The organism is Bacillus sp. 1NLA3E (assembly GCF_000242895.2).
Classification (GTDB): domain Bacteria; phylum Bacillota; class Bacilli; order Bacillales; family Cytobacillaceae; genus Bacillus_BU.
This window is the reverse complement of record NC_021171.1, coordinates 2,149,662-2,173,930: the sequence shown is the minus strand read 5'-3', so window position 1 is coordinate 2,173,930 and position 24,269 is coordinate 2,149,662. Positions and strand designations below refer to the sequence as shown.

General features: G+C 36.7%; 20 protein-coding genes and 1 pseudogene. 3 read left to right on the top strand and 18 right to left on the bottom strand.

The features are described 5' to 3' along the window. Window positions 1-232: 232 nt before the first annotated feature. From B1NLA3E_RS10390 to B1NLA3E_RS10370, 5 genes are all read right to left on the bottom strand, one after another. Window positions 233-1,075 (bottom strand): TIGR03943 family putative permease subunit, encoded by an 843-nt coding sequence (locus B1NLA3E_RS10390; protein WP_015593798.1) that lies wholly within the window; start codon window positions 1,073-1,075, stop codon window positions 233-235. A gap of 12 nt (window positions 1,076-1,087) precedes the next feature. Next, the gene (locus B1NLA3E_RS10385) at window positions 1,088-1,993 is read right to left on the bottom strand and encodes a permease (protein ID WP_015593797.1); all 906 of its coding nucleotides are present in this window, start codon (window positions 1,991-1,993) and stop codon (window positions 1,088-1,090) included. A gap of 242 nt (window positions 1,994-2,235) precedes the next feature. Next, on the bottom strand, window positions 2,236-4,830 hold the full coding sequence (gene adhE / locus B1NLA3E_RS10380) for a bifunctional acetaldehyde-CoA/alcohol dehydrogenase (protein ID WP_015593796.1): 2,595 nt from the start codon (window positions 4,828-4,830) through the stop codon (window positions 2,236-2,238). A 1,022-nt stretch (window positions 4,831-5,852) separates the two neighbouring features. After that, window positions 5,853-6,761 carry a TIGR01777 family oxidoreductase gene (locus B1NLA3E_RS10375; protein ID WP_041581022.1) on the bottom strand — a complete coding sequence of 303 codons (909 nt, stop codon included), beginning with the start codon at window positions 6,759-6,761 and terminating at the stop codon, window positions 5,853-5,855. A 43-nt stretch (window positions 6,762-6,804) separates the two neighbouring features. After that, window positions 6,805-8,073 (bottom strand): MFS transporter, encoded by a 1,269-nt coding sequence (locus B1NLA3E_RS10370; RefSeq protein WP_083935184.1) that lies wholly within the window; start codon window positions 8,071-8,073, stop codon window positions 6,805-6,807. Window positions 8,074-8,570: 497 nt separating this feature from the next. Here B1NLA3E_RS10370 and B1NLA3E_RS10360 point away from each other — a divergent pair, with 497 nt between their 5' ends. Next, complete coding sequence (locus B1NLA3E_RS10360) at window positions 8,571-9,320, top strand: amidohydrolase family protein (protein WP_015593793.1); 750 nt, start codon at window positions 8,571-8,573, stop codon at window positions 9,318-9,320. 13 nt (window positions 9,321-9,333) lie between these two features. On the opposite strand, the gene B1NLA3E_RS10355 is transcribed toward B1NLA3E_RS10360, so the two are convergent. Genes B1NLA3E_RS10355 through B1NLA3E_RS10345 form a run of 3 tightly spaced genes read right to left on the bottom strand, consistent with a single transcriptional unit; the run spans window position 9,334 to window position 11,307 of the window. Continuing rightward, the gene (locus B1NLA3E_RS10355) at window positions 9,334-10,095 is read right to left on the bottom strand and encodes a GNAT family N-acetyltransferase (RefSeq protein ID WP_015593792.1); all 762 of its coding nucleotides are present in this window, start codon (window positions 10,093-10,095) and stop codon (window positions 9,334-9,336) included. Window positions 10,096-10,125: 30 nt separating this feature from the next. Continuing rightward, on the bottom strand, window positions 10,126-10,614 hold the full coding sequence (locus B1NLA3E_RS10350) for a GNAT family N-acetyltransferase (protein WP_015593791.1): 489 nt from the start codon (window positions 10,612-10,614) through the stop codon (window positions 10,126-10,128). A 54-nt stretch (window positions 10,615-10,668) separates the two neighbouring features. Next, entirely contained in the window at window positions 10,669-11,307 is a 639-nt protein-coding gene (locus tag B1NLA3E_RS10345; RefSeq protein WP_015593790.1) for an HAD family hydrolase, read from the bottom strand. Between the two features lie 285 nt (window positions 11,308-11,592). On the opposite strand from B1NLA3E_RS10345, the gene B1NLA3E_RS10340 reads away from it, so the two are divergent. Together B1NLA3E_RS10340 and B1NLA3E_RS10335 are read left to right on the top strand one after the other, a co-directional pair. After that, window positions 11,593-12,060 carry a DinB family protein gene (locus B1NLA3E_RS10340; protein WP_015593789.1) on the top strand — a complete coding sequence of 156 codons (468 nt, stop codon included), beginning with the start codon at window positions 11,593-11,595 and terminating at the stop codon, window positions 12,058-12,060. 330 nt (window positions 12,061-12,390) lie between these two features. Continuing rightward, window positions 12,391-12,816: a VOC family protein gene (locus B1NLA3E_RS10335; RefSeq protein ID WP_015593788.1), complete on the top strand. Its 426-nt coding sequence runs from the start codon at window positions 12,391-12,393 to the stop codon at window positions 12,814-12,816. Window positions 12,817-12,950: 134 nt separating this feature from the next. Here B1NLA3E_RS10335 and guaC read toward each other — a convergent pair. The 10 genes and pseudogenes from guaC to B1NLA3E_RS10285 all read right to left on the bottom strand — a co-directional run bounded on the left by guaC (window position 12,951) and on the right by B1NLA3E_RS10285 (window position 24,115). After that, window positions 12,951-13,922, bottom strand: a pseudogene (guaC, locus tag B1NLA3E_RS10330) (GMP reductase). Window positions 13,923-14,337: 415 nt separating this feature from the next. After that, entirely contained in the window at window positions 14,338-14,634 is a 297-nt protein-coding gene (locus tag B1NLA3E_RS10325; protein WP_015593785.1) for a hypothetical protein, read from the bottom strand. A 282-nt stretch (window positions 14,635-14,916) separates the two neighbouring features. After that, window positions 14,917-16,182, bottom strand: a complete 1,266-nt coding sequence (locus B1NLA3E_RS10320) for an ATP-binding protein (protein ID WP_015593784.1) — start codon at window positions 16,180-16,182, stop codon at window positions 14,917-14,919. Then, window positions 16,183-17,064 carry a tetratricopeptide repeat protein gene (locus B1NLA3E_RS10315; protein ID WP_015593783.1) on the bottom strand — a complete coding sequence of 294 codons (882 nt, stop codon included), beginning with the start codon at window positions 17,062-17,064 and terminating at the stop codon, window positions 16,183-16,185. It lies immediately after the preceding gene. Window positions 17,065-17,081: 17 nt separating this feature from the next. Next, window positions 17,082-17,531, bottom strand: coding sequence for a hypothetical protein (locus B1NLA3E_RS10310; RefSeq protein ID WP_015593782.1), 450 nt, complete (start codon window positions 17,529-17,531; stop codon window positions 17,082-17,084). A gap of 310 nt (window positions 17,532-17,841) precedes the next feature. Further along, window positions 17,842-19,650, bottom strand: a complete 1,809-nt coding sequence (locus tag B1NLA3E_RS10305; protein ID WP_015593781.1) for a carbon starvation CstA family protein — start codon at window positions 19,648-19,650, stop codon at window positions 17,842-17,844. Between the two features lie 209 nt (window positions 19,651-19,859). Beyond that, the gene (locus B1NLA3E_RS10300) at window positions 19,860-20,597 is read right to left on the bottom strand and encodes a LytR/AlgR family response regulator transcription factor (protein WP_015593780.1); all 738 of its coding nucleotides are present in this window, start codon (window positions 20,595-20,597) and stop codon (window positions 19,860-19,862) included. After that, window positions 20,572-22,356 carry a sensor histidine kinase gene (locus tag B1NLA3E_RS10295; protein WP_015593779.1) on the bottom strand — a complete coding sequence of 595 codons (1,785 nt, stop codon included), beginning with the start codon at window positions 22,354-22,356 and terminating at the stop codon, window positions 20,572-20,574. The genes B1NLA3E_RS10300 and B1NLA3E_RS10295 overlap by 26 nt, the downstream gene beginning before the upstream one ends. 404 nt (window positions 22,357-22,760) lie before the next feature. Beyond that, window positions 22,761-23,345 (bottom strand): NAD(P)H-dependent oxidoreductase, encoded by a 585-nt coding sequence (locus tag B1NLA3E_RS10290; RefSeq protein ID WP_015593778.1) that lies wholly within the window; start codon window positions 23,343-23,345, stop codon window positions 22,761-22,763. Between the two features lie 128 nt (window positions 23,346-23,473). Next, window positions 23,474-24,115, bottom strand: a complete 642-nt coding sequence (locus B1NLA3E_RS10285; protein WP_015593777.1) for an NAD(P)-dependent oxidoreductase — start codon at window positions 24,113-24,115, stop codon at window positions 23,474-23,476. Between the last annotated feature and the right edge of the window lie 154 nt (window positions 24,116-24,269).

Below are 24,269 nucleotides of genomic sequence, written 5' to 3'. Positions count from 1 at the left end.
AATTAAATAATAATATGAGTATCCTATAAAGTCAATTCTTTTTAGAAATTAACATGCTAGATTAACAGTTAAAAGGTTATTCTACTGCAATCAAAGTACGACAAAAAGAATGTACCCGATTAACATTAATCCATAGGTTGTTGTATAGTTGGATTTAAAAGGGAAAAACTCACGGTCCCTCCAACCATGATTTTCCCTTTAAAAATATTATGAATCTCTTTTATTTCTCATATCAATACCCTCTATACACATATTGTTCCTTTGGTGCGGAGGTGTTTTTCATATCTTCTACTTGAAGGTACGGGATATTGGTTTTAAATGGCTGATAATAAATCGAAGATATTTTTCCTTTAACAATAATCCACTGGTCATTTTTTAATTTTATCCCATCAGGCAATTGGACAAGCATTCCAAAAACGCCTGAATCAGCAATACAATGGATGACGCCAAATCGGAAAACAAAAATCTGACTTTTGTTTTTTGTTTCTGGATCGTTAAAAGCAAAGCCCTTAAATTCTACTTCTTTCCCTAAAAAATCTCCAGGAAAGTTATAAATTGTCTCCATCCCTTTTAAATAGTTTTTATCATTTAATTCGATCGTGTTTAGATTGACATATTTTTTCTTTTCATTATTTATAAGACTATCGTAAGCTTCTTTGCCATAATAAACACTCGTATCTGGCCGCAAAAACTGTTGTTGCATAAAAGGATCACCTTTTCCTTCATCATAAATAGGGAAATGAAAACCTTTTGCCTTAACAATGTTCGAATCAAGAGTCGCAATAGGTAAAAACAAACCAGAAATAATCGGAAAGAAAAAGATAGGATAAACCACAAGTTTTTTATACCATTTGCCCTCTTTTGAGTGATGGTGATCGTGATGATCGCAATCAGATTTTTTGGGATCGTCCTTGATCATCATCACTAAATGGACAATCGCTAGTATTAATAAAGCATAGCCAGCCATCACTGAAAGGTATGAATATTGCATATTAATATATTTACTAATATCACCTGTAAGATGCAAACTAAAGAGTAAATATATAAAACCAATTAATGTTAGACCTCTAAACATAATAACCGCTCCTTAGAAGAACAATGAGTAAACAAAAACAACTACTATCACAACAGAAACAGTCATGAGAACAAGACGCTTTTTAAATGTAGCCAGCATCATCATCAAATTCTTCATATCAACCATTGGACCAAATACCAAAAAGGCTAATAATGATCCTGTTGCAAAAGTGGTTCTAAATGAGGAAGCGATAAATGCGTCTGCCTCTGAGCACAAAGAAAGAATAAATGCCAACGCCATCATTACCAAAGATGAAGAAACTGGTCCGTGACCAATAGAAACTAGTGTTGAAGTTTTAACATATGTTTGCACCGCCGAAGCTATTAAAGAACCGACAACTAAATATTTCCCCATTGAGAAAAACTCATCAACAGCATGTTCTAATGTCATCCAAATTTTCTTAAAAAATGAATATCTTATAGGTTCATGTGAATGACTATGATGGTCATGCTTTTCATTGTCTAGCTCTTTTAAAGGATTCCCTTTATAAAAATAGGCCAGAAAAATGCCAACTATTACGGAGACAATAATTGCTCCACCTGCTCTGTAAAGCGCCATTCTCCAGCTGCTTCCGAACGCAACATAAGTTGCAAATAAAACAACCGGATTAATAATAGGTGCTGTTAACATAAAAGAAATTCCGGCTGAAATTGGTACACCTTTCGATACAAGTCTCCGGACAATGGGAACTATTCCACATTCACATGAAGGAAAGAAAAAACCTAAAAAACTAGCAAAAAGTACTGCCAGTATCCTATTTTTCGGGATAATTTTAGCAATCATTTCTTCCGTTAGAAAAATCTGGATAACTCCAGAAATTAACACTCCCAATGTAACAAATGGTAAGGCTTCTATTAAAATCGAAATAAATATAGTATTCATCTGCAAGAATGATTTAGGCAACGCTAATCCAAACATATAGTTCCTCCTGTTTTACCTTAACTCATGCAGATTACTATACTCCGATGTAGAAGCTTCGTCTACACCCAAAAAATTCAAAGAAATCTATTAAAATTCTTTTTTATGGGTGCCCAATAACAAAAACCACAGTCTTATAGGAAAGACTGTGGATAAAATAATCTTGTATCTGATTTTTGTTTAAAAATTAAGACTTAGAAAAAACCTTGCCGATATCTGGCAAGGTTTCATACTGGATTTTGTTAAAACGCTTTACGGTAGATACCAGCTAGTTCAGTTACAAGTGGATATCTAGGATTTGCAGTAGTACATTGGTCCTCAAATGCACGTTCTGCTAACCAGTCTACTTTCTGGTCAAACTCTTTTTTGTCAACTCCGGCTGCTTCAAGAGTAGTCGGCATTCCAAATTCCTTTGTCATTTTAATAATGGCTTGGACTAGGCTTTCAACGCCTTCTTGAGTTGTGCTAGCTGGTAAGCCAAGCATTCTAGCAATTTCAGCATATCTTTCATGAGCGATAAATCTTTCATAATGTGGGAATCCAACAAATTTTGTTGGTTTCGAAGCATTATAGCGAATTACATGTGGCAACACGATCGTATTAGCACGTCCATGTGGAATATGGAATTCAGAGCCAAGCTTGTGTGCTAAGCTGTGATTGATACCCAAGAATGCATTCGTAAACGCCATTCCTGCGATTGTAGATGCATTATGCATTTTTTCACGAGCTAATTCATCACTTCCATTATGGTATGCTTTTGGAAGATATTCGAACACTAGTTGGATTGCTTTCATTGCTAATCCGTCAGTGTAGTCATTTGCGAACACTGAAACATAAGCTTCAATCGCATGGGTGAGTACATCCATCCCTGTATCAGCAGTGATTGCCTTCGGTACTGTCATAACAAATTGCGGGTCAATGATCGCTACATCTGGTGTTAACTCGTAATCAGCCAGCGGATACTTCATGCCTACTTTTTTGTCAGTGATAACAGAGAAAGATGTTACCTCTGACCCAGTTCCAGATGTAGTAGGGATCGCAACAAATTTTGTTTTTGTACCAGATTTCGGAAACTTTACAACTCTTTTTCGAATATCCAGGAACTTCTGTTTAATACCAAAGAAATCGACCTCTGGATGCTCATAGAATAAGTGCATTCCTTTCGCAGCATCCATTGCAGAGCCGCCGCCAAGTGCGATAATAACATCTGGCTGGAAGTTTATCATCTTTTCTACACCTTTTACAACAGTGTCGAGCGATGGATCCGGCTCTACTTCAGAGAAAATTTCTACAGCTACCTGGTTAGTACGTTGTTTCAGGTAATGAAGAATTGTATCGACATACCCTAATTTCACCATACCTGGATCCGTTACAATTATAGCCCTTGAGATACCTTCCATTTTCGCCAAATACTGTGTGCTGTGTTTATAGAAAAACAATTTTGGTGGAATTTTAAACCATTGCATATTCGTATTTCTCTTTGCCATCATTTTTGTATTAACCAAATGAACGGTTCCAACGTTTGTAGAAACAGAGTTTCCACCATAGGATCCACAACCAAGAGTTAGCGATGGAATGTATGCATTATAAATATCCCCGATTGCTCCTTGCGATGATGGAGCATTCAGAATAATACGGCCTGCTTGCATTCTATATCCAAACTGTTTTATTACTTCATCATCATTGCTATGAAGAACAGCTGAATGTCCTAAACCACCAAATGCTAGCATTTCTTCCGCTCTTGTCAACCCTTCCTCTAAACTGTTCACTTTATAACAAGCTAGAACTGGGCTTAACTTTTCACGTGATAGCGGATAATTTGCTCCAACTCCCTTTAATTCAGCAACTAATATCTTTACTGATTCAGGAACAATCACCCCAGCTAGACGGGCAATTTCAGGTGCAGGTCTTCCAACTATTTCGGCATTTACAGCACATGTGTTTTCATTAATAACAAGCTTTTCTACCATTTTCTTTTCTTCTTCAGTTAAAAAGTAACAATCGTTAGCAATCATTTCTTTTTTTACATCCGCATAGATCTCTTTATCAATGATTACCGCTTGCTCAGATGCACAAATCATTCCATTATCAAATGTTTTTGATAAAATTAAATCATTTACTGCTCGTCTGATGTTAGCAGATTTTTCAATATAACACGGTACGTTACCTGGTCCAACACCAAGTGCTGGTTTACCAGAGCTATACGCTGATTTAACCATACCAGAGCCACCAGTTGCTAAAATAAGTGAAATTTTTGGATGGTTCATTAATAGTTTGGTTGCTTCTAAAGATGGAGCTTCGATCCATTGAATGCAATGTTCGGGAGCGCCTGCAGCGATAGCGGCATCACGTACTACTCTTGCTGCCTCACTGCTACATCTTTGAGCAGATGGATGGAAAGCAAAAATAATAGGATTTCGCGTTTTCGCAGTAATAATTGATTTGAACATTGTGGTCGATGTAGGATTCGTGATTGGAGTAACTCCTGCAATGACCCCGATAGGTTCAGCTATTGTATAGGTACCTGCATGTTTATCTTCGTTGATATATCCAACTGTTTTGTTATCTTTAATACCGTTATATATGTATTCAGTTGCAAAAATATTTTTGATAATCTTGTCTTCGTATACGCCTCGACCTGTTTCTTCAACTGCGAGTTTTGCAAGAGGCATATGCTGATCTAATCCCGCAACTGCCATTTTTTCCACAATTACATCAACTTGCGCTTGATCCAGTTGTCTAAATTCCTTTAATGCTTTTAGTCCATTTTCGACAAGGCGATTAATAGTTTCTTCTACTGATTGAGTTTCTTTTAACGTTTTTTCTTTTACAGCCATGATGGTACCCCCCATATTTTGACGAAGTAATTCCCCAAAAACTTTCTGAGTATATCTTCTTGCTGTTGATGAAAACGGTTTCAATTTCACTCACAAACCAGCAAAATCATCACTCCTTTTTGATTTATGAATATAGAATAGCACGATAAAAATTATATAAATATATGAAATGTCACTATTATTGGAATAAAGTGATAAATATTTATTTTTATTGTAAACATAATAATTTGCATAATATATTTATCGTTTCTTGGTATATTCGAGAAAACAACTGACTTCTGTACCTAAATCTGCATCTCCCCTTATTACTAACACTCTCTTTTTATTTAAAATAATTCTATTTATTCACAATTACAATTTTTGGGTTTTAGCATATATTATCTTATCAATTAATTAGGAACGGTGTTTATATGAAAACTATAAGGATCATTCAAAATCAACCAATAATAGGGCAAGCGTGGTCCGGAAGACATGTTATCTTAGTTCATTGTTCGGTCAATAACCAATTTAATAATCTTTATAAAAGCTACCATGCACCTTTTGAACCCCCCAGACAAAATTGTGCAGAAACTATAGCACAGCTACTAAGTATCGGGTACCGTATCCATGCCATTACACCGATAACATCCAATCAAATTCAATATTTTTTGGTCCTTTAGTAGCCATAATACAAACGGGTTCCGTTATCTATCGCAAAATGTTACGTTTAAACCCAAACGGACATAGAAGACCTTATTTTGATAAAATTACCCATTTTTTAGATTTTCCGGACACAGTCCGCAAACATGAATAGAATGTTCCTCAAATGTTATTATAATGACAACAAAAAATGTAGGGGTAAACCAGTGATTGTACCTTAGCGAATCGATGTGCATTTTCTATTTCAAATTAAAGCACTTATGCATAAAACAACAAAAAAAATGACTAACAAATCAACATACATTTTGTTAGTCATTTTTAGTTACATTTTTTATGTGTTTGATATTGGAAACGGAACCCGTTAATATAATATGATTTCCTTTTCATTTGGTTTTGGTAAGCAGATCCCCTAATGCGGATTCAAGGTTAGGAAACAGAAAACTAAAACCGTTTTTCATTAAAACTTCTGGTACAACATATTGCCCTTCGAGGACAAGTGCGCTTTTTTTTCCAAGGGCCAATTTCATTAAAATTGAAGGAACCGGCAACCAATGGGGACTTTTTAAACATAAGCCAATCACCTTGCCAAAATCCTCCATCCTTTTTGGGGAAGGCGATGTCACATTGACAGGACCTTTTAGTCTATCATTTTCGACAGCAAAAGCGATGGCTCTCACAACATCAACCACATGCACCCAAGACACCCATTGTTTACCAGAACCAATTGTACCTCCGACAAACAATTTATAAGGCATTGTCATGAGTGGAAGCGCTCCACCCTCATTACCGAGTACTACACCAAATCTCAATAAGGCAACACGAACACCCACACTTTCTGCAATCGATGCTTTCTTTTCCCAATCATGGACAGTTCGAGCGAGAAAGTCATTGGCCATTTCTTTTGAATCTTCGGTGTACACATCCTCAACCGATGCAGGGTAAATGCCGATTGCACTTGCATTAATAAGGACAGATGGCTTTTCAGATAGTGCCGCAATTATTCTTAATAACTCATCAGTCGCCGTCATCCGACTTTCGTATATTTGCTTCTGGTGTTTCTTCGTCCAACGTCCATCATTGATCGAAACCCCTGCTAAATTAATAAAAACATCCGCACTGCCAATTTCATTTTCAGGATTGGCACCTTCCTCCAGCCACTTTACGTAAGTCACTCCCCTAGTATCTTTCTTTGGCCGCCTTGTTAAAATAACGATCTCATGCCCTTCACTGAGGAGGAAATCTACCAATTTCTGACCAATAAACCCCGAACCACCAGCGATAACGATTTTCATTTTTTCCTCCCCTTTCAACCAATTCTTTTCATATGAATCAGAACTAATCTTTTTCATCCACCACTGGCTGAAGTAAGGAATCATCTTCTATTTTAAAAAGTGGTACCGTCAGGAACACTCCAATTAGTAACAAAACACCTGATACGGAATAAACACCAAACAACGTCAGCGGAACTTTAAGAATCCCCGAAGCTGACATTCCTATCACCATCATTCCCATAAATAAAGGATTTAGGACACCATTGACACGACCTACAAATAGCACATCTGTATTTTTTAAGATCAAGGTGTTAATCCCAATATGGATGCATGGAAAAAATAAACCATTAAAAATTTGAAATAATATCGTTATGACCACGCTGGTAGACCATCCAATGCCAATCGTGGCAACCATACTTGCAAAAATACCAATACCCAGAAGCTTTTGTGGAGATATCTTTTTTGAAAAGGCCATAACCACACCGCCCCCAACTAGCATTCCGGCACCATTAGCCATCAGCAGCCATTGCAGAAAATCTTTCGTCTTCCCAAGGTTTTCAATCGTTACAAAAATCATGAGCGGTGAAATTAGCCCAATAGCTAAGCCGCAGACAGCAAAAATAGCCCCCATTGCTTTAAGTACTTTGTTCGAAAAAACATAACGAAAACCATCAACAAGTTCTTTTTTAAAGTTGCTTTCCTCTTCCAATTTTTCCTTTTCAAAATCACGTGGAAGTAACATCAACACGAAACCAGATAGCAGGAACATAGTGCCCATGACACCAATAGAAGTATAGATACCAAACTTTTGGTAAACAAATCCACCAATGACGGGACCGATAACCATAAAAATGGCCATCAAGGATTGGAACATGGCCATAACAGATTGTAATTGCTCTCCAGGTACATGCTGCTTTAACAGTCTCATCGCTGAAGGCATTGAGAATTGGGATAAAATTGCTGAAACAAGAGTAGCAAAAAAGATCGTCTGCCAAGATCCATAAACGAGAGTAATTAACACAACAAAGACAGATACTGCGGATAATATATCGCATGTTACCATTGTAAGTTTGGGCTTCCACCTGTCTGCAAAAGTACCACCAATAAATGAAAAGAGAAATATAGGTGCGAACTCAGCAACAGAAATTAATGAAACATAAACCGGATCATTATCAGTTATTTCTGTAACGTATAATAAAATGGCAAAATTTCTTACCCAAATACCTAGCTGCAGTAAGAAATTTGAAGTCATAATTGCTAGGACAATTCTGTTCGCGAATATACTTCCTGTGGGTTTTCCTTCTATTACAGATGATTCCTTATTATCATACATTTCCAAACAACCCTTCCTTTCTAAACAAAAATAAATAGTGTTATTTATAGGCTTTTTTCTAAAAGAATGTTGTTTTTAAAATAGGTTTTGTGGAAAGTAAACCGTTGATAAAGAAGTTGATTGGAGCGGAAGGTGCGAGACTCCTGTGGGAGCAGCGGGACAGGTGAGACCCCACAGGCGCTTAAGCGCCGAGGAGGCTCACCGCCCGCCCCGCGGAAAGCGAGCATCCTGGAGCGGAAATCAACCATACTTCTCTTTTCAAAAATAGCAACAAACTTTACGAAAACAGCCTTTTTATAAAATCTACCTGAATTACTCTTTTCAAAAAAATACAGGATTCCAATCTTATTTATTCGGCGGTTTCCGAGAATAACCTTTATTTTTCCCAACATTCTCTTTATGAGGATATACCAGGAAAGAAAATAATCATTTAGTCCTTTGAAGGTGAATTAGATGAAACAAATTATGGGACTCTTCATTGGCTTGGAGGTAAAAAAATGAAAATATTTGACTCCCACTTCCATATTATCGACCAGAAATTCCCATTGATTCCTAATCAAGGATTTGAACCAGATTATTTTAATTGTCAAGATTATTTACACAGCGTAAATTCTTTAGAAATTATCGGAGGAGCCATCATTTCAGGTTCATTTCAGGGCTTTGACCAATTGTATTTAGAGAATGCCTTACAAACTTTGGGAGATCTTTTTGTTGGGGTAACCCAATTACCTTACAATACACCAGATGATGAATTATTTAGGCTTAATAATCTCGGCGTGAGAGCACTCCGTTTCAATGTGAATCGAGGAGGTTCAGAGGATATCTCCCATATTGATTATTTTTCGAGACGGGTTTATGAATTAGTAAACTGGCATACGGAACTGTACATTCATTCTAACGCACTAGCGGAGATTTCTCCAATCATTACAAAGCTCCCCGCTGTTTCAATCGACCATCTTGGTTTATCGAAAAGCGGCTTTCCCATGCTTTTATCTTTAGTTGAAAAAGGAATTAGAGTTAAAGCGACTGGTTTTGGTAGAATTGATTTTGATCCCAGTGAAGCCATTCGAAAGATACATTCTGTAAACCCCGACGCACTTATGTTTGGTACAGATCTCCCCTCAACAAGAGCGAAAAGACCTTTTCAATTTTCCGATATAGACCTAATTTTCAACACACTTTCGGAGGAACAAGCCAGTAAGGTACTGTTTAAGAATGCACTAAATTGGTATAGAAAATCGTCTTAAATGGCCGATAACGTTAAAATATTTTCATTACTACATATTTAAATCCTAGATACTGATAATGTTGTTTTCTATACATTTCTCGAGGTGTATCTTCCCCATCGGCAACTAAAATCACGGTCTTGTCAAAAAACTGATTCATAACAAACTTTTGTAGCATACTCCCAATTCCCTTTTTTTGAAATGATGGTCGAACAAATAAGCTATCAATCTCTGCTGTGTTTTCCCGAATATAGACATCCAAAGTACCCGCAGGAATACCATTAAAGAAGGCAATTAGCTGCATTACTTTTTCGTTCTGAAAATTCCGGACGTTCATTCCTCGTTTTTGTGCTGCAAATTCAGAACCATTTTCAAGATCTTTCTCATAATGGAATTTTATGAAGGACTGGAAATTTTCATTTGAAACTGGTTGAATTTCGATTTCAAAATCATCGTCCACTGGTGGAAATTGATCTGGTTGGATTGCATACAATTCTAAATAGCTAAAACAGTAATACATATTAATAAAATATTCCTTTAGTTCCGATGTCAACTTTTCATTTGATGAAAAATAAAACTTTACGTGGTTTTGTCCATTAATAAAATGATAGGCTCTTAAATAAGCTGCAGCTTCCTTAAATTCAACCAAAGATGGCAATCTTTTAAACTGAATGAAATTATAATCATACATCTGTAACATCTCAGGGTCTTGAACTTGAATATAAAGATCATTTTCATAAACAACTCGCCCCGGCTGATTAATATCGTCAAAGGTTATATTGATTAATTTTTCCATTGTTTTACCTCAAAAAAAGTTTATTTTATCCTAAATTAATTTTTTCATCATGTTGTGCCAAGTGACACCACCATGCCCCGAGCTGGAAAGACCACTGTTTATGTATCCATATTTCTCATAAAAGCGAATTAGATTCTCTTTGCAGGTAAGTGTAACCGTTTCTCGTATGTTCGCTCTTGCCTCTTTTTCCAGATGTGCAAGTAATGATGATGCCACACCTTTTTTTTGAATATTTGGGGACACCGCTAGTCCTAAAATACTTTGATGACCGCCAGATGCTGGATTTGCCTTTATATTATCAAATAAGTCGTCTGTAATGAAGGGCGTTTCAATGACGGGACCATTGACTAAACCCACAATCACACCATCCTTTTCAGCTACAAAAAAACTATCTGGAATGATTTGAATCCGACTAGTAAACGCTTCTTTTGACGCTGCCTCTTCTTTTGTGAAGCAAAGATTCTCTATAACGACAAGCTCAGGTAAATCTTTCATTTCTACGTTACGTATTTTCAGCATTGTTTCCTCCCAAATTGGAAATATATTTTAAACCGTGTACACCTTATGTGAACATTATATTAGGCCAAAAACATCTTCTATTGAATTTACAATATAGTTGGCCTTAGTAAGATCTTGGTTTCCTGATCCCGGATTAGCGAAGCCTATTGTCTTCATCCCTGCCGCATTTCCTGCCTCTATGCCGTGTTCTGAATCCTCAAGCACGGTACAGTTGTTAGGGAGGACGTTCAATCTCCGAGCGGTTTCAAGGTATATATCCGGTGCTGGTTTTCCAATATTAACCTCATCTCCACTTACTTTGAATTCAAAATATGAATCAATACCTAACTTATTTAAGATCGCTTCAATCATTTCAATAGATGAAGATGAAGCAAGGGCAATTCTGTAATTTGATTCTTTTAATTGCTGTAGCAGTCCCGTAATACCTTTTATAGGCTGGATATAACTCGCTTCTATAAAATTCACTTTCCTTTTATCAGCAATTAATAAAAGCTGTTCAACCTTTAAAGGTAGCTGATCCTCATTAATGATGGACTCCCAAACGTCTCTTGCTCTCATGCCAACATACCTTTGCAGGCGGTAATGATCTAAATGAATCTTAAATTCTGTTGCAACCTCTATGTCGACCATATCATGAATTGGTTCGCTATTAATGATGACTCCATCCATATCAAAAATAAAAGCTTTTTCCATTCCTGCACCACCTCGTTTGGTAGATTCACTATTAATACATCCTTTTCACGATAAATAATTCGACAAATAGTCTTTAAGACCTCTTTAACCTAAATAGAATACCCGGATGTTTTGAAAACAGATATCAAACCCTTGTTACTGAGCCTTTTGTTTTATTAATTCCTGAAAAGCTGTGGTGACAAAGACTTATTTTTTCGGCTGTCATTGCAATTTGCAGGATTTTCTGAGATATTTTTCATGGAGAAGAAGGCAAAATCTAACATCATTTAATAAGGAGCTTGATTTATGGAAAAGTTGATTTTTAATCATATGGAAACGGTTCGTGGAATGACAGAACTATTATTTCAGAAAATTCCAGAAGATATAGCAAATGAGGTCCCAAATGGCTTTAACAATAACATCCGTTGGAACTTCGGCCACATCGTATTCGTTCAAGAAAAGTTAGTCATAGAACGATTGGGGGAAGAACCTAAAATACCAAAAGATTTTGTGGCCTTTTTTGGAGGTGGAACAAAACCAACTGATTGGATGGACACACCACCAACTATTTCAGAGATTTTAACCGCTATGACTGAACAAAGAACAAGAATAAAGGACATTTTGTCTGGGCGCTTAAATGAACCCCTGTTAAATCCATTTAAAACTAAAGCAGGTTTTACCTTTAATACAACAGGTGAAATTCTCTTGTTTAGTATTTACCATGAGGCCTTACACGTTGAAACGATTAAAAGGATGTATCAAATCCTGAAATAAGGAAAGTTTGAATAACCTAAATGAGATACAAACAAAGTCTTACCTTGGTGCGCTGGATTTACCGTTTCGGCTAAATTTGCGCTCCTTCACATACTCCATGTGCTTTGGAGTAACCAAGCATCAAATTAGCCCCAAATTGTCTACCACACGGCGCAGAGAAGTACATAATACCAGTCTTTCTAGATATCAATTATATAAACGATACTTAATGGATAAGACTAGAAGGTAAAATAGTATTATATCCCGAATTAAAGGGAGTAGTGAGTCATAGAGTACTCACAAAAAATCCAAGCACAGTAAATAAATCATTTTAACGAAGGAGCTAAGCACATGACCATGCGATTAAATCCCTATTTAATGATGAACGGAAATGCAAAGCAAGCAATCCAATTTTATGAAACTGCCTTAGATGCTAAAGTTATTTTCACCCAAGAATTTGGTGAAATGCCAGGAAACCCTAATGCGCCTTTACCAGATGAAGCAAAGGAACTTGTGTCTCACGCAATGATTAGAATTGGTGAGACAGACCTAATGTTCTCTGATAATTTTCCAGGTCAACAAAGCCAATCTGGTAATCAGGTGACCATTTGTATTACATCAGACGACATTGAAAAATCAAAACAAATTTATGAAGCCCTCCAGCAAGAAGGTGAAGTAAAAATGCCGATACAGGAAACGTTTTTCAGTCCAGCATACGCAATCGTTACAGACAAGTTCGGCATCACATTTCAAATTTTCACTGAAGGCAAACAATAGAAAAGGCAGAAATGGAAGCTCCTTTGGAACTTCCATTTTTTTATTCAATCACTCGAAATCACAGTTAAGTAGATATAATAAATCTTGCACAACTGTGAATAACCACAAATAGAACAAAAAAATTTTACAAACCGTTAAAAAATCTTATCACCTTTAAAGATTGAATTCTTAACCTCGACATAATCTATATGGCGTATAGCTTCTCACTTTCTTCCTCCCGTATATTATAGAGGATTGTAGATCTTAGCTTCATTTCCTTCAAAGTATCTTTTAAGAAACCTTTGTGCTCCACCAAAATTTTCTTACCTTCAACATTTTTCTTTTCCCCTTTTTGAAATTCTGAAGCTGAACCAAAGTATTCCTTATAGAGCCTACCATCCTTCTCGTTTGTTTCTCCAGGTGATTCTTCATGACCAGCAAATAACGACCCAATCATCAACATCGTTGGCCCAAATCTGATTGATTTTGCTATATCACCATGTGTTCGGATCCCTCCGTCTGCAATAATCGGCTTACTCGCAGCCTTTTCACACCAACGTAAAGCAGCTAGTTGCCAACCTCCCGTTCCAAATCCTGTTTTTATCTTTAGTGATACATACCTTCCCTGGTCCAATCCCTACTTTAGTGGCATCCGCACCTGCATACTCCAACTCCCTGACTGCTTCAGGAGTTCCAACGTTCCCCGCAATAACAAAACTGTTTGGTAAGTATTTCTTAATATGCTGAATCATCTTAATCACCGCATCGGAATGGCCATGTGCGATATCCATCGTAATATATTCCGGTACCAGCTGTTGATCTGATAATGTTTGAATAAATCCATACTCCTCATCCTTAACTCCAACACTAATCGAGGAGATTAATCCAACTGATTTCATATCCTTAATAAAGGATAATCGCTTCTCAGGTTCAAAACGATGCATGATATAAAAGTAATCATTTTCTGCTAAATAAATCGCTATAATAGTTTGCATATTTGCAGGTACCACAGGCAACTTAAATGTATGCCCACCTAATTCAACAGTTGTATCACACTCAGACCGACTTTTAACTACACTTTTTGCAGGAATTAAATGAATATCTTCATAATCAAACACATTTTCCATAATTACCCTCATCGACTACGGATAGTAAGTTAAACTGAATATCTTGTTCGCTCATTCCAAAGGTAGCTTTGTCTGTTTCAAGGGGGCTTTTTCATAGATTGATTTAATAATAATGAGCAAAGTGGTTATATGAGAAAACGAACACATAAAAAAGAAGCTGTCCAAAATGACAGCTTTAAATCATCAATTATTGTTCTGTTTGTTGACTGCCAAAATATCCTTTAAAGTTGAATGTATATTGTTTAGGCTTACTAAAATTACTCCTAGCATCACAAAAGTGACTACTTCATGAGTAATAAAAGAGATTATTCCTAGTATAAAAACATACAGGATATAAGACCAATTTTTCATACTTCCACCTCGTTTTTAGATGCTAAAGGTTGATTATTAATTTATGTTTTTCTATTATTTTTATTTAAAAAGTTATTAATGTATGACATAGTTTAACTTGTTTTATGTGGGTATCCGTCTGTTTTAAAGCTTCCGATAATGTTATTAAAGGCCTATTATTCTCTGCGACAACATCTTTATTATCCTTAACAATACACCACTTATTCTTTTCTTTAATTGCTTTAAGTTCTACTTTGGATGGTTTTGCTTTAAGTTCTACTTTAGATGGGTTTGGTTTTACTTCTTCTTTTATATAATTCCTGCTTAAATCATGAGCATACTGTAAATACTTTTTATCTTTAACGTCATCTTTAAAATACATTCTAATTAACGGTCTAGCTTGATTTATTTTAGCACAATGATATAAAGGGTATCGATATTAACTCTAAATATAAGCTTCTTATGTGTTGGAAGTATATATTAGACTCTTGTTTAGCAAAAAAATTACTACTATTAAACTCTATGTTTTGGTTACACAACAATGAGTTAAGAAGTTTATGACATCGGTGTATATATCGATTATTTCATATTTGAAAACTAATAGAGGAATTTTGCTTTTTTCGGGTCGGCACGGACCCCGAAGTTTGCACCCCGTTGGAAATTTTTAGAGAAACTCTTTTATGTACCGGGATGCTTCATCATAAAGGCCGCCTTGGTTTGCATATTTAATATAATTTTTTATGGTCGTCATCCATTCGAGAGTGGAGGGCTTGGTTGAATCGATAGCAGTTAGAATGTCTTCCATAGTAATAAGGCGTTCTTTATTGGTTTTCATAATTTCATAAAGAACATTTTCAGTGGCGACTTCAATGACATTTTCCAAGTCTGCCCCAGAGTAATACTCCGTTCTATCTGCTAATAATTCGAGATCAAATCCGGTTGCAATTGGTTTTCCGTATAGCTTTAATTCCATAATAATTTTTCGAGCTGCTTTATCAGGCGGTGGAACAAACACTAACTTATCAAATCTGCCTGGTCGTTTAAACGCAGGATCTACATCCCATGGCATATTTGTTGCGCCTATGACTAACAGTTTTTCGGTATTCGTGTTAATACTTTGTAGTTCAGTTAGCATCGAATCCACTAATGGACGCATTACTTCCGAACGAGATTTTGAACGACTATAGCCTAATGTGTCAATTTCATCAAAAAACAAGACAGAAGGCCTGTTGGCCCTAGCAGTGGTGAAAATATTATGCAAATTTCTTTCACTCACACCGATATAAGGGTCCAATATTTCCGAAATGTGGGCAGAATAAAAGTTAGCATTACACTCTCCTGCTGTCGCTTGTGCAATAAAAGTTTTGCCACATCCAGGGGGACCATAAAGTAAAATCCCGCCTCCCGTTTTTTTACGAAACTTTGAAAAGAGACCCGGTTCAACAAAAGGTTTGATAATTTTCATCTCGATCGTTTGCTTCAAATTATCAAGACCGCCCACATCTGCAAATGTGATTCTTTCAGGTAACCTATCCTCTAAATTGACAACATTGCTCTTCTTTTTACCATCAATTACTTTGAGGCTCGTTTTTCTAACCTCTTCCGCTTCTGTTTTTATATCTTCTGTTTTAACCATATTTTCAGGGTCTTTTCCATAGCTATCAGCTGTTTCAACCATTTTTTCGGGCCCTTGTGCAAATGCATTGCTTCTTCCATCTAATTGAATCACCTCAGTGGAAACCACTTTTTTTAGAGATTCTAAAACTAAATTTTTCATCTTATCATCTTGCTTTTTCAAAGCTTTAGAAAAAGCAAACAGGGCATCGGAAAGCTGGTCGTTGAGAATATATTCTTCGGCTAATAGATACCATGCTTCATAGTTAGCTTCATCTTTTTCTATCATTGCTAAAAAAATTGCCGTCTTATCCACTTAATTTCTTCCCTTCACAAGAAGATTGTAAAATAACGGAGCCAGCCAAGTATAAACACAAAAAACAAGATAAATCCCGGCAAAAATAACTAACGGAATATAAAGCTTAAGGAAGTTTAGTACCAGTGTGATGACGATAAAACCTACCCAAATGACAGCAGGTCCTCCGAGCTTTTTCATTATTCTTTCAGGAAAAAAGAGAGGGTGTGTTTTTTTATCATACTTATCAAGAATATAGAGTAAGTACTCGTTTGTTGGGTCGAGGAGAAAAGCTTGCCGATAATACTCCCTTGCTGCTTTATCTTCCTCTTTTAATTCATGAAACATGGCCAAGTTTAAGAGCTTTTGCATTTCAGTCGAGCCACTTTCCATTACCTTTTGAATATAATGTATCTGTTCTTGTTTGGCTGATTTTGCAAAATAATATTGTAGAACGTATTGGTTAACCCTCTCACTCGATGGATCCATCCGTAATGCAGCTTCTAAAAGAGCCAACGCTTTTTCTTCGAAACCAGCTTTTAACATCATGTATCCATAGGAAGAGTGGATCTCGCCGCTTTCAGGATTCACCTCAAGAGCCTTTAAATAAGCTTCTTCCGCTTCACTGTATTTTTTTTCATAATCATAGGTTGTCCCTATAAAATGATAACACGTCTCTTCGTCATACCCATTCATTAATGCTTGTTCACAAAATGCTCTTGCTTCAGACATATCTTCCTGAGAATAATAAAATATTGCCATATAATAAAAAGCAGTCGAGTCATTTGGATTCAGACTAAATAAATTTTCAATATGTTTTTTCGCATCTCCATATCTCTCAATAGAAAAAAGATGATCTATGGTCGTAATTTCTTTGTCCCTAAAAATAGACTCTTCTATCATTAGCGCCCCGCCCTTCTCTATATCACCAATGATAATAGTATCAATTCAACCCCAGCCCCAACGATAATCCAAAGAATAGTGGGTTTTAGGATAGGTAGCGTTTGCTCGACAGTCACCATGTGTTGCTGAAAAGGCTTTTTAAGAACCTTCCGATAAAGCAAATATAGCAGTACGCAGCCAATTTTATACCCATATCGAATGGTTCGGTTATCGATTTGAACAGTACCATTAGTTGCAAAATAAACGAAGGTAAATTTAATCGTTACTAATAATATTCCAAGCAATACTAATAAATAAATGATTTTTTTCGAAACCTTAAGCCATGTTGCATTCATGGTCCCCAACACTAGCAAGGGAATTACACCGCCAAAAAATGCAACAAAAAAGAAATTATTGATGTCATAGGATTTCGTTTGTTCCCATCCTTCTTTTAACGAGGGTTGATATAAATTATTAGTCCCTTCCATTATGAAGCTCCTTTCGCTGCTTATCTAATTGTGAAAAAAAACTGACCCTTTTATTTTAGCAAAAATCCTCCTTGTAAAGTTACTGATCATAGATAAAAATGGGAAAAATCCCTGACGTTTCACCAAAATTATTCGACATATTCGTCTGGTGACAGTGACAAGGTCTTGATTGAAGAAAGTGTGGAGAAGGGCCAAGGGGACCAAGGATCTTGCTATCTGCACATATGGATACCGTGGATGAAATCATTCCAAGTAAAGAAATCATAAAAGCAAAACAGCACCCATTCTTTTGAATGAGTGCTGTTTTTACTTACGCGACTTCAGATTCTGATTTTTTTACTAGAACGTCTTGCGGAATCTTCAATAGCTGAATCCATTTAGTAATAGATGCAACCATAATTACTACGCCGAGCGTCAGCATGATGATGGAAACAATACCGTTAATGACGTTATAACCTGGGTTTGCTGAGTTTAAGTAAACATTCTTAATCATCCAGTATCCTGCAACGTTTACTGTAACATATAGGTAAGATAGTGGGACAAGACATGTTAACATGTACCAGCGCTTATCGGCAATTTTGAGAATAACGGTTGCACCGATAATTAATCCGATAGAAGCCATTAATTGATTAGATACACCGAACAACGCCCAAACGGAACTAATATCACCGGAGTATAACAGATATCCCCAGATAAAGCAGGCAATGGCACTGGCAATAATATTAGCAGGCAGAGAGTCCGTCCGTTTTAAAGGTTTAATAAAGTCTCCAAGGAAATCTTGGATCAGATATCGTGAAACCCGTGTTCCCGAATCTATGGCTGTTAAAATAAAGACAGCCTCAAATAGAATTACAAATTGGAAGAAAAATGCTGCAAGTTTTTCAAAGAATGGAATTTCAGTGAAGATGTATGTCATTCCAACAGCTAGTGTAACAGCGCCACCTGTTCTTCCTTCAAGGTCTATTCCTATCTCTTTGCTAAGATCATCAAGATGGACAGTATGCATACCCAGAGTGGCAAATTTCTCCGGAGTAGAGTTTATCGCAAAATAATCTGCAGGCTGCAAGGATACGGCGGCTATTAAGGCCATGACCCCAACTAAGCACTCCACAAGCATCGATCCAAATGCTACCCCTTTAATGTCATGCCACCGATTGATCATCTTCGGTGTTGTACCAGAACCTACAAAGGCATGGAAACCTGAAATGGCTCCACAAGCAATCGTAATCGAGATAAACGGCCAAAGCGGACCAGCAACGATCGGACCCCCGCCATTAACGAATTGTGAAAATACCTTTGGAAACTGAATTTCCGGATTTACATAAAATACCCCAATAATCAGGGCTATAAATACGCCAATTTTCATAAAAGTACTTAAGTAATCACGAGGTGCTAATAATAACCAAACTGGTAAGGCAGCTGCGAAAAAAGCGTAAATTGGAAGAATAAGTGCTAAAGTGCTTTTTTCTAGTGTTAATACGTCACCAAGCCATGTTCCTTCGATATTTGGACCAAGAAAAATAGCTAACATAATAAGAGCGAAACCAACAATTGTTGCCAATTTTAAGTTGCCGGTCTTTTTGTGGTACAAACCAACCCCCATTGCGATTGGGATTGTGATACCAACTGCGAAAGTTCCCCATGGGTTTCTTTCAAGTGCGCCCAATACAACCAATGAAAGACCTGCCATTGTGATTGTGATAATAAATAACATTGCTAAGCCTGTACAGAATCCAGCAACAGGACCAAGTTCTTCTTTTGCAACTTCTGATAAAGATTTTCCATCTCTACGCATCGAAGCAAACAAAACAACCATATCGTGGACAGCGCCACCGAGTACAGCACCAATCAAGAGCCAAATTAAGCCTGGCAAATAACCGAACTGTGCCGCCAAAATGGGACCAACTAATGGACCCGCTGCAGCAATGGCTGCAAAATGATGACCAAACGTAACCCATTTATTCGTAGGTACATAGTTTTGCCCATCTTCCAGTTTATGAGCTGGAGTCAGCTTTGTTTCATTAAGCTTCAATACTTTTGCCGCCATGAACGTACCATACAAACGGTAACCAATTAAGAGAACACATATGGCACCTATTACGATTGTAGCTGCATGCATTAATTCATTCCTCCTCTACCATTTCAGTTTGAACAAGTTTATCATACAAAATGAAAACGTTTTTTTTCATTTTTCATGATAAAATGCAAAAATGGAGTGGTGAGTTGCATGATTCATCAGCTGAAATACACCATCGACGAATAAAGAACATCTATCAAAAGCAGAAGTCTAATATGATATTAAAATAAAATAAAAATTGAATTATCTATCTATAACCCTATATACTGCTTTAATTCTTTCACATAAGTTCTGCTAACTGGTACTTTGGATCCATCCTTCATGTGAAGGTTATATGTAGAGTTGAACCAAGGTTCAATTTCTGCGATATGATCCATATTCACAACGAAACTCCGGTGTACTCGAAGGAATTGATCCATTGTTAACTTTTTCTCCAATACGACGAGTGTTTCGTTCACTTTAAACTCATGATCCATTGTTTTAATCGTACACTTACCCTCACACGATTCTAAATAAACAATGTCAGGATGGGATAATAAAATTATTCTTTCATCAACAAGGATCGCCATTTTCCCATTATACTCCGTTTTCATAGAGGATCGGATGGGAACATCCTGATTGCCAATGTGTTGGATTTTCCTAATTTTTGTTAAAGTTTTTTGAATACGATCTTCGTCAAAAGGTTTTTGAATATAATCGACAGCATTTAATTGAAAAGCCTGGAGGGCATATTCATCATAGGCTGTTGCAAATACGATCGCTGGAGCGGGGTTAAGGGATTCTATTTGCTTTGCTAAACTCAAACCACTGTCATCACCTAGTTCTATATCCAAAAAAACAAGATCAGGTTGATGCTCTGAAATACCTAACACAGCTTCTTCGATACAATCACTCTCTCCAATAATTTCTACCTGTTTACTTCTAATGAGTAAATATTTTAATTCATCTCTTGCTAAAGGTTCATCATCCACAATATAGGCTCTCAGCATTTTTTATCACCCCTCCTTTATTGTCGAATGGAATGGAAATGGTCATGCTTGTTCCAAGATTCACTTCACTTTTAATCGTAAAACTTGCATGACCATTGTAAATTCCTTTAAGCCGCTCATTTATATTAAATACAGCCATGCCATTTCCTTTTTGGGAAGTCACAACTTGTTTACCAAGCACTTCAATTTTGTCTTCAGGAATTCCCTTACCATTATCTGCAATAATGATGGATATTTGATCGTCTTTCAAAAAAATCCGAATGGTAATTTTCCCTTTTGATTTACTTCCAGGGAAACCATAATGAATTGAATTTTCAACTAAAGGCTGAAGGGTAAAGGGTGGGATTAGGACCTTTTCAAGACCTGGTTCAATTAAAAAATCAATAATGAATTTGTTTGGAAATCGAGTTTGTTCCAAGGATAAATAAGCTTTAACATTTTCTAATTCTTTCTCCAAAGGGATCAGCATCTGTCTAGCTCCTTGAAGATTGCCACGAATAAAAGAACTCAGCTCGATTAGTAGTTTACGAGCCTTATCAGAATCTGTCCGGCACAGTGCTGATATAGTGTTAATACTATTAAATAAAAAGTGGGGATGAATCTGTGCTTGCAAAGCCATGATTTCTGCTTCCTTTAATAGCTTGGTCTGCCGTTCTGCCTCGGCAAGCTCTAATTGTGCAGAAAATAGATTTGCCAGACCCTCTGCTAATTCGCGCTGAACCTTATTAAGCTTACCTTGCTGAGTGTAGTACATTTTCAATGTACCAACAATTTTGTCCTTTACCTTTAGTGGCAGAACAATCGCCCCCTGTAATGGACAATGACTGTGCATACAGAATATCTCTTCCTTCGTTGTAGCCACCGATATTTTTCCGCTTTCAAGTGCACTTATGGTCAATCCAGTCACGGGTTTACCCTTAGGTATATGGTGATCGCTTCCTGCGCCAACATGTGCGAGAACCTGATGATCATCCGTTACAGCAACAGCATCTGCATCTGTCAGCCTCAACATTATTTTTGAAATGGCATTACATGAATAAATGTTTAACCCTTGGCGGAAGTACGGTAGCGTTTGGTCAGCAATTCTAAAAGCTAGGTTGGTTGAATTTGCACGAGTGCGTTCTTCATCACGCATGATTGATTGAATAATAAACATGAATATCAATGTTCCAAGCCCATTGACAGCAATCATTGGAAACCCAATCAACTGAACTAAACTCCATGCTTGTTCAAACGGTTTAGCTGTCACGAGAATGATCAGCATCTGAATGGCTTCCAAAACGATTCCTACCGTAACAGCATATGTAGACGTAATTCTTTTCCCCTGTTGTTTTCTTTTCCTCCCTAAGTAACCAGCAATTATTCCGGCAATGATGGTTGAAATGGCACAAGAAAAAGCGGTAAATCCTCCGAGAGTATAACGGTGGATACCTGCAATTAGCCCGGCACCGATCCCAACCATTGGCCCCCCAAGTAACCCTCCAATGACGACCCCCATTACTCTTGTGTTTGCTAATGCACTCCCGGAATCAATTTCATTATGCCACTCGGCTTGGCTAATGGTATGATCAGAGACTTCTATTCCGGTATAATTACTAATCAACCCGAAAAGACCAAAAAGTAAAATGAGGAAAATTTTCTCATTTGTTTTGTGCTCTCTTTGAACAACTTGTTGAAATGATTTCATTTGGGAAAGTAAATAAGCAACAATTACAATGATTCCTACTTTTTCGAGCATAAATGGAACTAAATTTATCATGTTTACTCTCCCTTTGTTGTCAGCATTAAAAATACTTGTTCTCTTGTTCTACAGCCTTTATGGTCAAATTAAAATTTCCTACCTTCACTAATCGCTCCAATTATTTAAAATATACTTTATTATACAACAATGGTGATAAAGCATTTGTATTTTCACAAAATCTATCATTTTTGAAAATTAAATACCGTTGTGACCAAGTACTTTAAACTGGACATTTTATAGGGAGTTTCGTTTTTGAATTGGCTTGATTTTAAGTAGGAAAGAATAGTGAACCTTTACCATTGTATAAAAAAACAGAGCAATTCACACCGAATCGCTCTGTTTTTATGCACTTTTATACCTACGGTAAGGTCAACATTGAAGAAATTGAGGTAAGCACAATTTATTTATTATTTTTCTAATAATTAGGCAAAATGTGAATGAATCGTATTTTCTACAGTCTTTAACATATCCTTACGAGCTGCATCATCTACGTATGGAACACTACCAAACAACAAATGTTCTACCGGTTCAATTCCCGTAAAATTAAAGATTCCAGTATCAGACGTAACCTTTAGTCCTGCAGTCATACCGATCTGATCATAAATTTCTTTGGGCGTCCCGTGTGTATTGATAATAAGACCTTTTTTACCTTTTAGGAGTTTAATAATGCCTTCTTCACCAGAAGCATAAGCAAATCCGTATGAAAAAACACGATCAACATATCCTTTAATAATAGCAGGAAGACCAGTCCACCAAATAGGATAAATAAAGGTAATTACATCAGCTTCAGCAATATATTCTTGTTCCTTCTTAATGTCCTCAGGCACTTGTCCGTCTCTCATTGCAGCAGTGTCCTCTGCCTTAAGAACAGGTTGAAAATTTATTTCGTATAAATCTCGTACTGTAACTTGATGGCCTTTGCTCTTTAATGCATTCACAGTTGTTTCTAGAATGGCATGATTAAAGCTCCCAGCGTGTGGATGTGAAAATACTATAAGATGTTTCATGACATTACCTCCGTTTTTTAAAAATTACTTATATATAATTCCCATAACATTAGCTTACTAATCACCTTTAGAAGTATAGGGACGGTTCCTTTTGGAAGCGCAAGAACTGTCGCTTGCTTATGAATTCTCTATTCCGCTTCGGCAACAACCGAAAAACGTTCGTTTACATGCTGTGGGGTTTCAATCTCATCAAGAACAGCAATCGCATAATCGGCATAGCTGATATAGCTTTCGCCTTTTGCATTTAGGATCAGTTGGTCTTTTCCTTTTTTGTAAGAACCAGTCCGCAGCCCGCCTGGATTGAAAAAACCTGCAGGGCTGATGTATGTCCATAAAATTCCACTTGTGCTTTGAAGCTCTTCAAGATTTTTGCCCATGTTTGACGCAGTTGGAAAATAGGCTTCAGGAAAGTCTGGGGTTTCTAATACGCGAAGTGTTTTTTCTTCATCTACAAAAAGGCTTCCAGCTCCTCCTACAACAACCAATTTTGTCTGGGGAGCACCTTTAAGTGCTTCAATTAAGACCTTGCCAGCTTCAATGTGCTGATGCTCTTGTCCTGGGGCAGCATTAAATGCATTTACGACCGCATCAAAAGTATTGATATCTTCTGCTTTTAAAGCAAAAATGTCTTTTTCCAAGACTGCAACGTTTTGACCTTGAATTTTGTTTGCATCTCTAACAATGGCTGTAACTTCATGTCCTCTTCCAACAGCTTCTTTAAGAATAAGGCTACCTGCTTTTCCGCTTGCACCAATGATGGCAATTTTCATTTTTCTATTCCTCCAAATTAATTGTTATGATTTTAGTTGTAATCTATTTTATTACCTGTAATAATAATAATTACATGTAACGTGTTTGTCAACACATTACTCGAAATATTTTTTTATTTCATTCGGTATTTTTAAGGTATAATAAACTCGTAAC

Coding starts and splice junctions, on each gene's coding strand:
- B1NLA3E_RS10360 (WP_015593793.1), top strand. CDS start 8,571: ATGAAAATATTTGACTCCCACTTCCATATTATCGACCAGAAATTCCCA.
- B1NLA3E_RS10370 (WP_083935184.1), bottom strand. CDS start 8,073: ATGTATGATAATAAGGAATCATCTGTAATAGAAGGAAAACCCACAGGA.
- B1NLA3E_RS10340 (WP_015593789.1), top strand. CDS start 11,593: ATGGAAAAGTTGATTTTTAATCATATGGAAACGGTTCGTGGAATGACA.
- B1NLA3E_RS10305 (WP_015593781.1), bottom strand. CDS start 19,650: ATGCATGCAGCTACAATCGTAATAGGTGCCATATGTGTTCTCTTAATT.
- B1NLA3E_RS10345 (WP_015593790.1), bottom strand. CDS start 11,307: ATGGAAAAAGCTTTTATTTTTGATATGGATGGAGTCATCATTAATAGC.
- B1NLA3E_RS10355 (WP_015593792.1), bottom strand. CDS start 10,095: ATGGAAAAATTAATCAATATAACCTTTGACGATATTAATCAGCCGGGG.
- B1NLA3E_RS10290 (WP_015593778.1), bottom strand. CDS start 23,345: ATGAAACATCTTATAGTATTTTCACATCCACACGCTGGGAGCTTTAAT.
- B1NLA3E_RS10295 (WP_015593779.1), bottom strand. CDS start 22,356: ATGATAAATTTAGTTCCATTTATGCTCGAAAAAGTAGGAATCATTGTA.
- B1NLA3E_RS10385 (WP_015593797.1), bottom strand. CDS start 1,993: ATGTTTGGATTAGCGTTGCCTAAATCATTCTTGCAGATGAATACTATA.
- B1NLA3E_RS10375 (WP_041581022.1), bottom strand. CDS start 6,761: ATGAAAATCGTTATCGCTGGTGGTTCGGGGTTTATTGGTCAGAAATTG.
- B1NLA3E_RS10390 (WP_015593798.1), bottom strand. CDS start 1,075: ATGTTTAGAGGTCTAACATTAATTGGTTTTATATATTTACTCTTTAGT.
- B1NLA3E_RS10315 (WP_015593783.1), bottom strand. CDS start 17,064: ATGATAGAAGAGTCTATTTTTAGGGACAAAGAAATTACGACCATAGAT.
- B1NLA3E_RS10335 (WP_015593788.1), top strand. CDS start 12,391: ATGACCATGCGATTAAATCCCTATTTAATGATGAACGGAAATGCAAAG.
- B1NLA3E_RS10325 (WP_015593785.1), bottom strand. CDS start 14,634: ATGTATTTTAAAGATGACGTTAAAGATAAAAAGTATTTACAGTATGCT.
- B1NLA3E_RS10300 (WP_015593780.1), bottom strand. CDS start 20,597: ATGCTGAGAGCCTATATTGTGGATGATGAACCTTTAGCAAGAGATGAA.
- B1NLA3E_RS10285 (WP_015593777.1), bottom strand. CDS start 24,115: ATGAAAATTGCCATCATTGGTGCAAGCGGAAAAGCAGGTAGCCTTATT.
- adhE (WP_015593796.1), bottom strand. CDS start 4,830: ATGGCTGTAAAAGAAAAAACGTTAAAAGAAACTCAATCAGTAGAAGAA.
- B1NLA3E_RS10350 (WP_015593791.1), bottom strand. CDS start 10,614: ATGCTGAAAATACGTAACGTAGAAATGAAAGATTTACCTGAGCTTGTC.
- B1NLA3E_RS10310 (WP_015593782.1), bottom strand. CDS start 17,531: ATGGAAGGGACTAATAATTTATATCAACCCTCGTTAAAAGAAGGATGG.